At 40.0% G+C, this 14,723-nt stretch carries 14 protein-coding genes; 5 read left to right on the top strand and 9 right to left on the bottom strand.

Features of this window, described 5'->3' with window-relative positions; translation table 11 throughout:
- Nucleotides 1–2 precede the first annotated feature (2 nt).
- The 8 genes from ACPUEN_RS19665 to queA all read right to left on the bottom strand — a co-directional run bounded on the left by ACPUEN_RS19665 (nucleotide 3) and on the right by queA (nucleotide 8,316).
- On the bottom strand, nucleotides 3–1,136 hold the full coding sequence (locus tag ACPUEN_RS19665; protein WP_425637629.1) for an efflux RND transporter periplasmic adaptor subunit: 1,134 nt from the start codon (nucleotides 1,134–1,136) through the stop codon (nucleotides 3–5).
- A 56-nt stretch (nucleotides 1,137–1,192) separates the two neighbouring features.
- A complete protein-coding gene (locus ACPUEN_RS19660; protein WP_425637628.1) occupies nucleotides 1,193–2,575 on the bottom strand; it encodes a TolC family protein in 1,383 nt (460 codons plus the stop codon).
- Nucleotides 2,576–2,642: 67 nt separating this feature from the next.
- Complete coding sequence (locus ACPUEN_RS19655) at nucleotides 2,643–3,242, bottom strand: TetR/AcrR family transcriptional regulator (protein WP_111612929.1); 600 nt, start codon at nucleotides 3,240–3,242, stop codon at nucleotides 2,643–2,645.
- A gap of 433 nt (nucleotides 3,243–3,675) precedes the next feature.
- A complete protein-coding gene (locus ACPUEN_RS19650; protein WP_425637627.1) occupies nucleotides 3,676–4,401 on the bottom strand; it encodes a LytR/AlgR family response regulator transcription factor in 726 nt (241 codons plus the stop codon).
- Nucleotides 4,398–5,438, bottom strand: a complete 1,041-nt coding sequence (locus ACPUEN_RS19645; RefSeq protein WP_425637626.1) for a sensor histidine kinase — start codon at nucleotides 5,436–5,438, stop codon at nucleotides 4,398–4,400. Before ACPUEN_RS19645 ends, ACPUEN_RS19650 begins: the two co-directional genes overlap by 4 nt.
- 29 nt (nucleotides 5,439–5,467) lie before the next feature.
- Nucleotides 5,468–6,313 carry a LiaF transmembrane domain-containing protein gene (locus ACPUEN_RS19640; protein WP_425637625.1) on the bottom strand — a complete coding sequence of 282 codons (846 nt, stop codon included), beginning with the start codon at nucleotides 6,311–6,313 and terminating at the stop codon, nucleotides 5,468–5,470.
- Between the two features lie 163 nt (nucleotides 6,314–6,476).
- Nucleotides 6,477–7,166, bottom strand: a complete 690-nt coding sequence (locus ACPUEN_RS19635; RefSeq protein ID WP_425637624.1) for a 2-C-methyl-D-erythritol 4-phosphate cytidylyltransferase — start codon at nucleotides 7,164–7,166, stop codon at nucleotides 6,477–6,479.
- A 100-nt stretch (nucleotides 7,167–7,266) separates the two neighbouring features.
- Nucleotides 7,267–8,316, bottom strand: coding sequence for a tRNA preQ1(34) S-adenosylmethionine ribosyltransferase-isomerase QueA (gene queA / locus ACPUEN_RS19630; protein WP_111612933.1), 1,050 nt, complete (start codon nucleotides 8,314–8,316; stop codon nucleotides 7,267–7,269).
- A 238-nt stretch (nucleotides 8,317–8,554) separates the two neighbouring features.
- On the opposite strand from queA, the gene ACPUEN_RS19625 reads away from it, so the two are divergent.
- Nucleotides 8,555–9,802 (top strand): ABC transporter permease, encoded by a 1,248-nt coding sequence (locus ACPUEN_RS19625; RefSeq protein WP_111612934.1) that lies wholly within the window; start codon nucleotides 8,555–8,557, stop codon nucleotides 9,800–9,802.
- A gap of 76 nt (nucleotides 9,803–9,878) precedes the next feature.
- Here ACPUEN_RS19625 and recA read toward each other — a convergent pair whose 3' ends face one another.
- Complete coding sequence (recA, locus tag ACPUEN_RS19620; RefSeq protein ID WP_425637623.1) at nucleotides 9,879–10,907, bottom strand: recombinase RecA; 1,029 nt, start codon at nucleotides 10,905–10,907, stop codon at nucleotides 9,879–9,881.
- Nucleotides 10,908–11,086: 179 nt separating this feature from the next.
- Here recA and ACPUEN_RS19615 point away from each other — a divergent pair, with 179 nt between their 5' ends.
- The 4 genes from ACPUEN_RS19615 to ACPUEN_RS19600 all read left to right on the top strand — a co-directional run bounded on the left by ACPUEN_RS19615 (nucleotide 11,087) and on the right by ACPUEN_RS19600 (nucleotide 14,589).
- Nucleotides 11,087–11,878 (top strand): DUF3108 domain-containing protein, encoded by a 792-nt coding sequence (locus ACPUEN_RS19615; protein WP_245947081.1) that lies wholly within the window; start codon nucleotides 11,087–11,089, stop codon nucleotides 11,876–11,878.
- Nucleotides 11,879–12,029: 151 nt separating this feature from the next.
- Nucleotides 12,030–12,722 (top strand): response regulator transcription factor, encoded by a 693-nt coding sequence (locus ACPUEN_RS19610; protein ID WP_425637622.1) that lies wholly within the window; start codon nucleotides 12,030–12,032, stop codon nucleotides 12,720–12,722.
- Nucleotides 12,723–13,799, top strand: coding sequence for a sensor histidine kinase (locus ACPUEN_RS19605; protein WP_425637621.1), 1,077 nt, complete (start codon nucleotides 12,723–12,725; stop codon nucleotides 13,797–13,799).
- Nucleotides 13,800–13,878: 79 nt separating this feature from the next.
- Entirely contained in the window at nucleotides 13,879–14,589 is a 711-nt protein-coding gene (locus tag ACPUEN_RS19600) for an RluA family pseudouridine synthase (RefSeq protein ID WP_425637620.1), read from the top strand.
- The last annotated feature ends 134 nt before the right edge of the window (nucleotides 14,590–14,723 follow it).

The raw sequence follows: 14,723 nt of genomic DNA, 5'->3' as shown, positions 1-14,723 counted from the left end.
TTTTACAACTGAGCTATATTCACATTGAAATTATCTCCTACCTCTCTGAAGCCTTTATCCACAAGTATTTCATTGCCTTCTAAGCCTTCGAGAATTTCAGTATTCTTATCAAAAGTCTTTCCTCGCTCCACATATTTTTTCTTTGCCATCCCATCTACTACTACAAAGATGTAATCACCTCTGTTGTCACTTAAAATCAAATAACTCGGTACAGTGACTGCATCATTATTTTCATAATCCTGAATCTTCAAAACAGAAATCATATTAGGCTTCACCATCGGGATATTCGGGAGGTAAACCTCCACTTTGAAAGTTCTATTGTTTGGATTGATAATCGCACCTACAGCAGACACCTTGGTTTGAATGTCTTTATTGATCGAAGGAAAGTTTATATCCACTGAGTCGCCCTTTGCCAAAACACCAACATAGGACTCAGAAATATCAGCTTCGATAAACAAATCACTCTCGCCAACAAATTGAAACATCGGAGCACCAGGCTGAACTAATTCTCCCAATCGCACCTGAACAGCTTCTATGGTTCCAGAGAAAGGAGCACGAACGACCGCCTTTGACAATTCAGTTTTCAAAGAAGCCAGGTTTCTCTCCAGTCCTTCTTTTCTATTTTTAGCTTCCAAATACTGAACTTCAGTTCCGATTTCCTGCTTCCATAGTCGCTCTTGCTTTTCAAATAACGTAGTAGCCAGATCCAGCGTATTCTGCAGCTCATCGATTGATCTTTGAATAGACTCAGAGTCAATTCGTGCCAAAACTTCACCTTTAGCCACTCTCATCCCCTCTATCGCCGGAACTTCAAGAATTCTGCCTGCAGTCTCTGCACTAATGCTCACATTCTTTTTGGAAAGTACCGATCCAGTCACTTCTACGTAGTGTTCAAATCTTCCCTTCTTAGCCTGGGCTGTGGTGATCAAAATTGATTTATGATTTGCTTGGGCAAACTCAGGATCAAGCTGGATCAATTCAGCCTCTAACTCTTTTATCTGATTAGTAATCTCGCTTGACTCTGTCTTGAGTTTTTCCAATTCAGCTTTTTTAGCCTCCACTCCGTCTTCAGAAGCACAAGAAATGGCAACCAATGCAAGTGCGATCAAGGGGAAAAATTTATATGTTGCGTTCATGATTTGTTGATAATGTCGTTGTTGAATTATTCTCTTGCCAGGTAGAGAAAGTTGTTTTAGTCAGTGATTCCTTCTTTTAAAATCCCCAGCGCTTTTTCCAAATCAACTTTGGAAATAAGACCATCATAAAGAGCCCCGAGGTAATTGATTTCTGATTCTATCAAGGCCGCATCAGCTTCGACTACTTCCAGGTTGGAACCTACACCTTCGTTGTATTTGATTTTAGAAATATCATAAACTTCCTGAGCTAAGGCCATGCTTTCTCGTTGCACTGCCAATACCTCTAAATCATTCGCTAGGTTTTGCTTTGCTTGATAAATCTCCAATTGAATGTTCTGTCCCAAATAGAATTTCTGATTCTCCAGCTGCTGCAATTGAATTCTATTACGTTGAATTCTTGCACTTTTAGATAATCCGTCAAAAATCGGAATGTTCATTGACACGCCGATCATCGAAGAGCTGAACCAATTGATAGACTTGAACAGGGTATTGAATGAATCTCCGGCACCGGATCGATTGAAATTAGCACTTAGATCTAGAGTTGGCATGTATTGAGAAGTATTATACTTAAGATCCAACTGAGTCAATTCAAGGTTTGTCTCCAACTGATCCATTTCCACACGATGAGCACCTTCCATGACTTGTAGAGCTGCGATGTCTTCTGCGGGATTTAGCTCCGCTAAAGTCTCAGTGATTAGTATGTCGTAATTCTTTGGCAACCCAAGTTGGATTTTCAACAGCTGCTTAGAAATATCATAGGCGGTGATGCTTCTCTTTAATTGAGAAAAGGTATTGTTCCGTTGAACTTGAATTCTCGAAACGTCAACTTTTTCAGTAAATCCAGCTTGATTCAGCGCTTTTGTTTCTTCCAAAAGTGAATCAATTCTAGTAAGGTTTGCCTGTGAAAGTTTGATACGCTCTGCATTTACCAAGACACCGAAATAGGCTTTTTTCACATTTTCAATAACATCATTCTCCACCTTTATCTTGTCATATTCGGTCAGTGCTTTATATGTCTTAGCAGCTCGTAACCCTACGAAAAATGATCCGTCAAATATCATTTGAGTCAAATTAACCCCTGCATTTGCTGAATAGTTTACTCCAAATCGTGCAGGTATTACGTCAGAAGGATTGGTGGGATCACCAAAAGGTGGCTCATTTGGTAAGAATACCACCTGCACCAATGGATTATAGTTTATCCCAACAGTACCATTAAGCTGTGGCAATCCTGCTGCCGTCTCCTCCTTGATCGTGGTCTGAGATACCATTATCTCCAGTTTTGCATTCTTTGCATCCACATTGTTTTCCAAGGCATAAGCCAAGGTTTCCTTGAGATTAAGTTGCAGTGTCTCCAAAGGCTGGACGTTTTGGGCGAAGGCATCCACATTGAATAAGCTAAAGGCTACAATCGTTAGTAAATAAAGCTTTGATTTAAACATGATATAATTCTAAAAGGGATCTGTTATCTGTTTTTTTAGGTAAATGAGCTGGTTTTCTCAAGGGTTTTTAAACTGAATTCTGCTGATATAAATAAGCTTGCCTACCTTTTTCGGTAAAGATACCATGTAAAAAATGATCTAGCATCTCCATATGAAGAGATAATAAGCTATAATCATTTCTATTGTAGTTTAATGGATTCATAGCAGCCGAAATTTGATCCACGCGCATATTGGCCAATATCTTAGCATTAATTTCAGGCCGAAAATAGCCAAGAGTTTTACCTTTCTCAATCACATTGACTATATCTGTCACAATAACATTTTCCTTAAACTCATTAAACATCTCCCAAACTTCAGGGAAATACTTTTGGATCTCAAGTAAAGCCAATGGATTCAATCCTGATAGGCGGTCTCTAACCATTTTGGACGTATACACCAAATGCTCAATGACACCATCATCTCCTTCCATTACTTTATTCAGTGTATCTTGATCTTCCTTCAAAACTAAAGAAAACGACTCTTTCACCAGTTGTTTTTTGTCTTTGAATTCTTGGTAGATTGTCTTTTTGGAAATTCCAGCCAGTCGAGCAATATCCTCCATAGTAATGGCCCTTACACCGTACTGGCTAAACTGCTCAATCGCTATACCTAGAATCTTCTCTCTCATTTATTCTAATACACTAAATTTTCAGGACGTAAAACTACGGAAACTTTCATCTCTTCAAAAGTTTCTTACGTATTAAAAACGAACAATATTCGGATTCAATAATAAAAAACTATAGAAAAGTGCGCAGAATTGAACAGTTAATGATTATTTTAAAATATTAAGTAAGAAGAAAGATGTTAGAAGCAAAAAGTAAAACCAATTGGCTTCATTGGGAGAAGTGAAGTGTGAGCGAAAAAGTAATCTTGGTCTAGTATAAATTCTTCAGAACTATCAAAAGCAAAGAGGCATGGACATACGGGAAAGAGGTCACCTGGTTTTATGTCAATTTCACAACATAGCAGTCTGAATACTTCCTTCAGCTAGGCACAAATTAGAGGACTTTCACTAAACCACCAGGCTGAGCCAAAAGTAAAAGGGGGCTAGCAACTGATAGCTACAACCCAAGCACCTGACGTAGTCTCGAATAGCCAGTCTTACTCACTGGCACTTTCTCACCACCTCTGAGTAGCACCAAGTAATTATCACGCTCATATGGTTCTATTTTGGTGATCTCATTCAAGTTGATCAGATACGATCTATGCACTCGCACAAATTTATTGGGATCCAATGCCTCTTCCAGCGATTTCATCGTCATCTTCTTCAGGTATTTACCTGAAGCTGTATGTATAGCGATGTAGTCGTCCTCGGCTTCAAAAAAACTAGCTTCGTGGGTCGGAATGATTTTGATCTCATTTTTGACCCTTACAACTAAGCGGTTTCGCTTTTCGGCCAATTCATTCAGTTTTTGGCTGGATTCGTTATTTGCTCCTTGCTGCGCAAGAAACTTCTCTATGGCTTGGGAAAATCTATCCTCGGAAAATGGTTTGAGCAAGTAATCAATTGCTTTGGCATCAAAAGCACTCAGAGCATACTGATCAAAAGCCGTCGTAAAAATGACCGCAGGAGGCTCATCTAAAAGTTCAAGCATTTCAAAACCGGTAATTTTAGGCATCTGGACATCTAGGAAAATCAAATCCGGATTATGCTCTTGTATGGCCTTGAGTCCTTGAAACCCATTTTGACAAACTCCAACCAACTCAAACTGGGGGAATTTGGCCAAGTACTCCTGCACTATACTTGCAGCCAGAGGCTCATCATCTACAATTAAAGTTTTAATCATTTCTGTTGGGGTATTTTTAAAATAACTGTAAAAAGTGAGTGCTCAGCTTTAGACTCCAAGAGGTCTCTTCTGCCAAAAAGCAGAAAAAGCCGACGATCTACAGAGCTCAAACCAAAGCCCGTTCCTTTGGGAGCCGCCACGGCTGGATCAAAAGGATTTTCGATTTTCAGCATCAAATAATTTTGTTCCTTATATGCCTGGACAAGTATTTTCACATCCTCTGTTATGCCATATAGTCCATGCTTTATTGCATTTTCAAGAAGAGGCTGAATCAACAATTGCGGCACACGCATTTGCTTGACCTCATCTACCAAATCAAACTCGACTTCCAGTCGGTGACCAAACCTCACTCGCTCAATATCCAGATACATTTTCAGGTAACTCAATTCCTCTTCTAGACTCACCCACTGTTGATGATCTTTTCGAATCGTTCCGCGAAGAAAGTCTGAAAGCTGAAGTACCATCTCACGGGCTTTTTGAGGCTGGGAAACTGTCAGTGCAGAGATAGAGTTGAGACTGTTGAAAAGAAAATGAGGCTGAAGCTGCTGACGAAGCTGTGTCAATTCTGCTTCCCGGGAAAGCTCATTCATCATCACTTCCCTTTTTTGAGCCTCGTTTTGCTCTTCAAGTTTGGATACTGCCAAAGCCAACATTGCTACAAAAATCTCAGCGACTCCAAGGAATACCCACTTTAACAGGAAATTCTCACGAAGAAAAGACTGATAGAGCTCATTCTGGTCGAAAACCCACTTCAGGAGATGATAATGAAAGTAAATAGCTATAAAACTATAGAGTAAAGGAAATATCAACAACATGCTGTTGTTGCGTCCAGTCGGCACATAGAAATCAAATGTTCTATCAATGACATTTACTCCAACAACAAATAGTATCGCAAATACCAATGAATCTACCATAGCTACGGATTGATCCACTCCATAAAACATCAGCAATCCAAACGTACCAAGGAACCAGATTAACCCGGCTCCTTGGATGATCCAATTACTTTTAGAAGGATTTGAAAATACTCTAGAGAACAAAAGGATAGTAGTTTATGGAAGGAATTTCGTTAATAAGATTTGATTTCCAAACCTCCGAAGAAGACTGTCCCTCTGATCACAAGAACTTTGTCCTGATCTACTTCAGACTGACGATACACTCGCTTATCTTCCACTCCTGCTGCTATATTGGTCACCTCCACTCTTACATCCCAATGAGGAGGAACTACTAGCTTGATCGCCCCGAATATCACATCTACTTGGAGATTAACCATTCCGGTAAAATCCGATTGAGTCAGGTCCAGGTCAATCCCGCCAAATGCAGCAGTCAATTTTCCGCCTTGGAAATTCTTAGTCAGCATTCTTTTATTGATCCCACTAAATATCGAGTCAATGGATACACTGTCTGAGTAGCTGGTACCAGAGACACCGGACATTCCTGAGTATGATTTAGCCCCAGAAGCTTGGCTAGAGAATGATGACTTTTCTCCTTTATTATACTCCTCGCCTATTTTATATTCTTCACCTGACGTAGGGGAAGACGTGGATTTAGCTCTGATTTTTTCCTGAATATCGTCTAAGACCTGCTGCTCCTTTCGCTTTTTGGTAATCAGGTATATACCGACCAATATCAGGGCTATGGGGAATATAAATCGCTGTAAGCCAAAATGAAAATCAAATTCCTGCTCAAGTAAAAAGAAGGTTCCCATCCCCAGCATCATTACTCCAAAAAAACTCTTGAACTCATGCTTAACCAAAGTAATCACCCCAATAGCGATTAAAATCATTGGCCAGGAAAGTAGCCATTCAGGGTAAAATATATCCAGCTTCCTAAGTAAAATCAGGACGCCTACTGCGAGGATTATAAATCCGAAGATCATTCCTCCATCATTGTTGTTTATGCGATTTCGTTTCATCAGTTTAAGTTTTTATTTGTAAAGACTCGCTGGAATCTCCTTTAAAATTTATTGATGATCGAAAGTACAGGATAGGACATGCTCCTGGAATAAACAAAAGGCCAATTCAATCTAAAAGTCGGTAAAGCACACAAAAAAGTCGGTGAAATTTCACCCTGAATTCTTACCGATCGGACAGCTGCTTCGCTGCAATAAACTCTGCGTAACCCAAGTCCTCTGGAGTGGTGATCTTGATATTTTGCGGATTTCCTGAAATCAGAGTCACTTGCCAACCTTGATTTTCATAGACTGTGGCATCATCGGTAAACTGCTGAAGTTCAGTTACGGCAAAAGCTTTCTTGATTCTATCAACCTGAAAAGTCTGAGGAGTCTGGACCAAGCGGAAATACTGACGTTCTTCGTAAAAAGACTTTCCATCATCTCTAAGTTTCCTGATAGAATCTTTCAAAGCAATGACTGCGATAGCACTACCGGCATGCTCCGCTACTTCAAAGCTCTCCGAGATAACAGACTCTGCTACAAAAGGCCTTACTCCATCGTGAATAGCCACGAGTTCGGTCCCCGCTTTGAGAGAATGTAACCCATTTCTCACCGACTGAAACCTAGAATTTCCACCTGCAACTAGTCGATGGGGAATTTTGAATTTAAATTGAGCACACAATTCCTCCCAGTAAAGGAAGTCGCTTTCAGGAAGCACAAGTATTAAATCAATGGTTGGGTCTACTTTGTGAAATACAGAAAGCGTACGCATCAGCACTGGTTTGCCAGCAACGGGCATATATTGCTTGGCTACGGGCCCGCCCATTCTTGTACCTTTTCCTCCTGCTACCAGGATTGCAGCTTTGTTTGTCATAGTAAGTTTCTGCAAACCTAAGGATTAAACAGTCCTTAGATTTTACTACAAAGTTATATCTATGTGAACATAAAAAAAGCTCCTTTCGGAGCTTTAAGTATTAAAGGATTAACATCGCATCTCCATAAGAGAAGAATCGATATTTTTCTTTGATGGCTTCTTTGTATGCTTTCATCACCAAATCATATCCTCCAAAAGCTGCCGCTGTCATCAGCAAAGTAGATTCTGGGAGGTGAAAGTTGGTAATCAATGAATTTGCGATTTTGAATTCGTAAGGTGGGATAATAAACTTATCAGTCCATCCAGAGCTAGCTTTCAATCGACCGTTTGCAGTAACCGACGACTCGATAGTTTTCAAAGAAGTAGTACCTACTGCTACCACTCGCTTTTTAGCGTCCAATGATCTATTCACCAAATCTACCGTTCCATCAGGAATCTCATAGTTTTCGGAATCCATCTTATGCTTAGTCAGATCTTCCACATCTACCTGACGGAAAGTACCCAAGCCAACATGAAGTGTAATTGGAGCTACGTCTACACCTTGAAGCTCAAGTCTTTTCAGCAAATGGGGTGTAAAGTGTAATCCTGCTGTCGGTGCTGCTACAGCTCCCACATTCTTGGCAAACACAGTTTGATATCTTTCTTTATCTTCTGCTTCTACCTTTCTTTCGATGAATTCCTTCAAAAGAGGAGTCTCCCCTAGTGTATCTATGGTCTTATGAAATTCCTCTTCGGTTCCATCAAACAAAAAGCGAATGGTACGACCTCTGGATGTAGTGTTGTCAATTACCTCGGCAACTAGATCTGAATCTCCAAAATAAAGCTTATTACCAACTCTGATTTTACGAGCTGGATCTACCAAGACATCCCAAAGTTTCAATTCCGCATTTAGTTCCCTTAATAGAAATACCTCTATTTCCGCACCTGTTTTCTCTTTGTTTCCATAGAGTCTTGCAGGAAATACCTTGGTGTCATTAGTTACAAAGACATCACCATCACCAAAATATTCGATAATATCTTTAAAAACTCTGTGTTCAATTTCACCAGTATTTCTATGGAGAACCATCAATCTGGATTCATCCCGATTGGCTGCTGGATAATGAGCTACTAGTTTCTTTGGAACGTCAAATTTGAAATCCGATAATTTCATATGTTTATTATTAGTCTTTTAAAGGCCATCCCGTCCAGATGATTATCAGGAGCTACCGGGAGAAATCTCGCATGGCTGATATTCATGCCAATATATATCGTTTCCGACTTGCTCGATTTCATAGATAAGTTTTAGATGTCTTGAGTGATTTAGAATATCTCTAAAAAATGCAAAGATACTAACAAAATCAGGCAATTTCAGCTAACTTGACAAATTGTTTTAAACCAACTATTCACATATGCTCTTTTTCAAACTCTCATGGGAAAGTTTTCGCTTCGCGATTTCAGCATTAAAAACTAGTCTCACCCGGACCATATTATCTCTTTTGGGGGTAACAATCGGTATTTTCGCCATCATTGCTGTATTCACTTTAGTCGATTCCCTAGAAAATAACATCAAGTCATCCTTTTCATTTTTAGGAACAAATGTTATGCGGGTCGATAGATTTCCATTTGCAAGTGGACCACAAGACTACCCATGGTGGAAATATTTCAGAAGACCACCTGGTACTGTGGCCGAGTATGAGTTTCTTAAGGAGAGACTCACATCCGCTAAAGCAGTGACTATATCAGCATCGGCCTCCACCACGGTAAAAGCAGGAAGCAATGCCTATCAAGGCATGGCTCTGACTGGAGCAGTTTACTCTTATCAGGATGTCTATGAGTTATCTATAGAGGAAGGAAGGTATTTCACGGCTTCAGAAATAAATGCCTCTAGAAATTTTGCAATCATAGGAAGAGAAATAGCCAACACACTTTATCCACAGCAAGAAGTACTCGGAAAACCTATAAAAATCAAGGGGATGAAATTCACCGTAATCGGGGTTTTTGAGGAAGAGGGAGAAGGATTATTTGGCGGAGCATCCAAAGATGAGGCCTGCTTGATTCCGTATGGTGCTTTCACAAAAATGTATTACACAGGTAGAAATGGTTTGGAGCCCGAAATCGCTGTTCAAGGCATGGAAGAGGACATTGGGTTAGTCTCTTTGGAAAATGAATTGACTGGATTACTTCGTGCAAAAAGAGGTTTAAGACCTAGAGATGAAGATAACTTTGCATTGAACAAAACGGAGTTTATTCAAAATGCAATTGGGTCAGTATTTGATATAATTTCGATTGCAGGTTGGGTAATCGGTGGATTTTCAATTCTTGTGGGAGGGTTCGGTATCGCAAATATCATGTTTGTATCTGTTCGGGAGCGAACAAACATTATAGGTATTCAAAAGTCATTGGGAGCAAAAAATTATTTTATTCTTTTCCAGTTTCTTTTTGAATCCATTTGTCTAAGTCTAATTGGAGGCATGACAGGAATAATTATTGTCTATTTCCTAACCTTTATCCAGTTGGGTACTTTGGAAATCGTATTATCCATCAGCAATATTATACTAGGACTTGGAGTCTCTACTATTATTGGAGTAGTTTCAGGAATTGTACCTGCAACGCTTGCTGCCAGAATGGATCCGGTAGAAGCAATCAGAACGACGTAATTATTCCATAACCCAAAAAAACAAAAAGCGGTTGCCAACAATTTGGGAACCGCTTTTTGGTTTATATTGAAAGGAGTTATTCTTCGATAACTACTTCACTAGCTCCTTTGGATAATCCAGAAGCAGCTTTGATCTTCACTTCAAGCTCTTCCATCAATTCAGGGTTATCCAAAAGCAGAGTTTTCACAGACTCCCTACCTTGACCAAGCTTTTCTCCGTTGTAAGAGAACCATGAACCGGCCTTTTTAATGATATCCAGCTCTACACCTAAGTCAATTATTTCCCCTACTTTGGAGATTCCTTGCCCATACATGATATCAAACTCAACGACCTTAAACGGAGGAGCGACTTTATTCTTCACCACCTTCACCTTTGTTCTATTACCGAGGATGTTGTCTGCACTTTCTTTGATCTGACCGATTCTACGAATATCCAATCGTACTGAAGCATAGAATTTCAATGCATTACCACCAGTGGTAGTTTCAGGATTACCGAACATCACTCCTATCTTCTCACGAAGCTGGTTGATGAAAATACAAGAACAACCAGTCTTATTGATAGCTCCAGTAAGCTTACGCAAAGCCTGGGACATCAATCGTGCCTGCAATCCCATTTTGCTATCTCCCATATCACCTTCTAGCTCGCCTTTTGGCACCAAAGCAGCTACGGAGTCAATCACGATAATATCAATCGCCCCAGAACGGATCAGATGCTCAGCGATTTCAAGTGCTTGCTCTCCATTGTCCGGCTGGGAGATCAGTAGATTTTCTGTGTCTATTCCTAGCTTTTCTGCATAGCTCTTATCAAAGGCATGCTCTGCATCGATGAAAGCCGCTAATCCACCTGCCTTTTGGGCCTCAGCTATACAATGCAGGGTTAGCGTAGTTTTACCAGAAGACTCAGGCCCATATATTTCTATCACACGGCCACGAGGGATCCCTCCAATGCCCAAGGCAATGTCCAAACCCAATGAACCCGTCGATATGGCCGGGATATCCACCACCTTATTATCGCTTAGCTTCATTACAGCTCCTTTACCGTAAGTCTTTTCCAACTTGTCGATGGTCAGTTGCAGTGCTTTTAATTTTTCAGCGTTATTACTCATGCTTTTATTTGGTTAGAATCTATAGTTATATGAAAGTAAAGAAACAGTGGACTATAAGCAAGACGTCCTCTACTATTGTTTTGGAATGCCAAATTCGTAATTTTAATCGCCTTTCGGCACGTTTTTTCGTAATACCTATAGATTACCCACCTTTTCGTCAGGTATTGTCATTAAAATTTATGAAAAGAATCCTCGGATCAATTACACTACTCATTTTCATTACCCTGTCTAATCTCTCAGCTCAGGGATTTGCAGGCAACTCTCCCTTTACATTTGGAGAGGAATTGTCCTTTGAGGTTTCTTATGGTTGGCTTAATCTAGCAGACGCAAAAATGCAGGTTTCCAAAAGACCACAAGACCAGAATGACAAACCACACTATAAAATAGATGTATATGGTAAGACTAAAGGTGCTGCCACTATTTTCGGAAAAGTGAATGATAATTGGGGAACGTACTTAGATGTAGAAACCAATTTACCTTCTGTGTCCTACCGACATATTGAAGAAGGGAAATACAGAAAGCATGAGTTCGTTCACTTTGATCAGAAAAATAAGAAAGCTACGATGAAGCTTTTTGACAAAGAAAACAGAAACCTAAAAGAAACTAAGGATTTTGATTTGCCGGGACAAGTTCAGGATTTAGTCAGTGGTTTTTATTATTTGAGAACACAAGATTTGAAGAATTTAAAGGAAGGAGAAGCAATCTTAATTCGTGGATTCTTTGATAAGGAAATATATAACATAAAGTTAATCTACGAAGGCACCGAGACCATTGACACCAACCTTGGCACGAAAGAAACTTACATTTTCTCACCTCAACTCCCAAAGAACAAACTATTCAGAGGTGATTATCCAGTGAAGGTCTGGGTTACAAAGGATCAGAACAAAATTCCAGTGAAAATCAAAGCGAATCTATTTATTGGGTCATTGAATTTAGACATCATATCTGCTAAGGGACTGAAAAATAACTAATTCAAAAGATCATAACATTAAGATAACATAGTACTGCTAATACCAAATTTTCTTGTCATTTTCATTGTGTAGCGCGTACATGAACAATCTATTGTTTGGCTTCAATCCTTAAATATTCCTTAATTTTAAACCAAACATTAAGAAATCACTGATGAGCGACAAGCAAAAAATCAAAGTTCTGGTAGTTGACGATGAACCTGATATTGTTGAAATCCTGAAATACAATCTTCAAAAGGAAGGCTACGAAGTGGCCACCGCCGAAGATGGAATTAAAGCAGTAAAAGTTGCTGCGAAATTTTTACCTGATGTGATTCTCCTGGACATCATGATGCCAAATCAGGATGGCGTGGAAACTTGCCTGCAGGTAAGACAAATTCCCGAGCTAAAAAATACTTTTATTATCTTCCTGACTGCCCGTATGGAAGAGTACTCTGAAGTGGCAGCTTTTGATGTGGGAGCGGATGATTACATCACCAAGCCAATCAAGCCAAGAGCGCTGATGAGCCGTATTTCAGCTTTGTTTAGACGAGAATCAAAAAAAGAGCAGGAGCAGGTTCAGATCAAAATCAGAGATTTGATTATAGATCGAGGTAGCTACACCATTGATAAATCCGGAAAGACCATTACACTGCCCAAGAAAGAATTTGAGTTGTTGTATTTCCTAGCCAAAAACCCTAATATCGTTTTCAGTAGAGATGAACTTCTTCAGAATATCTGGGGCGCAGATGTGTTTGTATTGGCTAGAACAGTGGATGTACATATACGTAAAGTGCGTGAGAAAATCGGAGAAGACTACATCACTACTGTAAAAGGTGTAGGCTACAAATTCGAATTAGGGCAATAAATGTTTACCACTTCCAGAGGAATTTCTTTGATCCTGGCTTTAGCCATCTCGGCTCTGGTTGTGGCTTTTTTATCGCTAATGGACGGAGCAGGTTTACTTTTGCTCCTAGTTGCCTGGGGGGTTTCATTTTCCTCCTCCTATCTACTGATCTCTTTCATGTTGGAGTTTTTGATTTTCAAGGAGATCGGGGACATCTATTCCTTACTGGAAAAAATCCAGCGAAAAGACCTATCCGAAATCAGCGAAAAAGGGAGAAAAGGATCAATCTCTCCCCTACGCAAAATCAACAAAGTCATCAACTCCTATGCGATTGCGCGGCAAAAGGAAATTGATACACTTCAGAAAAATGCGGAGTTCAGACGCGAGTTTATCGCTGACATTTCCCACGAGTTAAAGACTCCAATTTTTGCCACCCAAGGCTACATTCATACCTTACTTGACGGCGCTATCGATGACAAGCAAGTCCGCATGCGTTTCTTAAAGCGTGCCGCAAAAAGCCTGGATTCCTTGGATGTTTTGGTTCAAGACCTTCTTACGCTGAACCAAATGGAAAGCGGAGTAATCAAATTCAATTTCTCTGAATTTGATCTCAAGGAACTCGTCGAAGAAGTGATGGAAGAACTGGAGCATAAAGCTTCCAAGCGGGAAATCCATATCAAGTTTGACTTCGAAGAAGGAAAAACCTACTTGACCAAAGGCGACCGACAAAAAATATACAGGGTATGTCAAAACCTTATTTTCAATGCCATGAAATATAATCACAATGGCGGCGAGGTACATGTACTTTTAAAAGCACATAAAAACACCATCCAGGTAGATATTACCGATGATGGGCCTGGAATTCCACCGGAAGACCTGAAGCGAATCTTTGAGCGATTCTACCGGGTGGAGAAAAGTAGAAACAAAAAAGAAGGCGGTACAGGCTTAGGCTTAGCGATCGTAAAGCATATTCTCGAAGGTCACAAAAGCAAGATTTCTGTAAGCTCAACGGTGGGTAAAGGATCTATTTTCAGTTTTTCTTTGCCTTTGGTGAAAATTGACACTCCAGAAGATAAACTTAAAGGGATAACTCTCTAAGAATAAATCCCAGAGAAGTTTTTTACCCATCCTTTTTTCCTTACTTTTGCAGCCTCAATTGAAAGAGGCAGGAGAATCCATGAAGAAAGTAGATTTTGACAATCTTATTCTGTTTGAAAACGAGGATTACCTGGTAATCAATAAACCGCCGTATCTGTCAAGCTTAGACGACAGACACGAAGCGCAGAACATCCTAGACCTTGCCAAGGCACACACCCCCGATTCCCAGCTGTGCCATAGATTGGATAAGGAAACTTCAGGATGTCTAGTGATTGCCACGAATCCAGCAGCCTACAGGCATTTGGCTATGCAGTTTGAAAGCAGAAAAGTAAACAAGGTCTATCATGCAGTGGTGGAAGGGATCAAGGAATTCAGCGATGAGCTGGTGGACCGAAATCTCTTAGCCAACAACAAAGGAATCGCCAAAGTAAGTAAGGATGGCAAGCCGGCGCAGACAGTTTTCAATACATTGAAAACCTACTACGCGCATACGCTAGTCGAATGCAAACCCATCACTGGGAGACTGCATCAGATTAGGGTTCATTTGGCTTACCTGAAGTCGCCCATTTGTGGTGACACCTTATATGGAGGGAACCCTTTATACCTTTCTTCTATCAAGCGTCGCTTCAATTTAAAAAAAGAGACAGAAGAATTACCAATTATGCAGCGGGTTTCGCTTCATGCTTATTCGATTGGATTCAAGGGTTTGGACGACAAAGAAATTTTCGTAAATGCCCCTTATCCGAAGGATTTCAAGGTTTTGGTCAATCAACTAGAGAAAACCAGCTAAGAAATTCAGATAGAAAAAGAGTTAGAAACAACCGGTTTTAAGAGGTAGTAAAACGCTAAGCCTGTGAAAATTAGGACTTAGTATTGGAAATATTTTGCATCGAAAATAAAATACTCCTATCTTTGTGTCCCTTT

This window comes from Algoriphagus yeomjeoni, from assembly GCF_049821175.1.
In the GTDB taxonomy this organism is placed as follows: domain Bacteria; phylum Bacteroidota; class Bacteroidia; order Cytophagales; family Cyclobacteriaceae; genus Algoriphagus; species Algoriphagus yeomjeoni_A.
The sequence above is the reverse complement of the archived record's forward strand: the minus strand, read 5'-3'. Positions and strand labels throughout refer to the sequence as shown.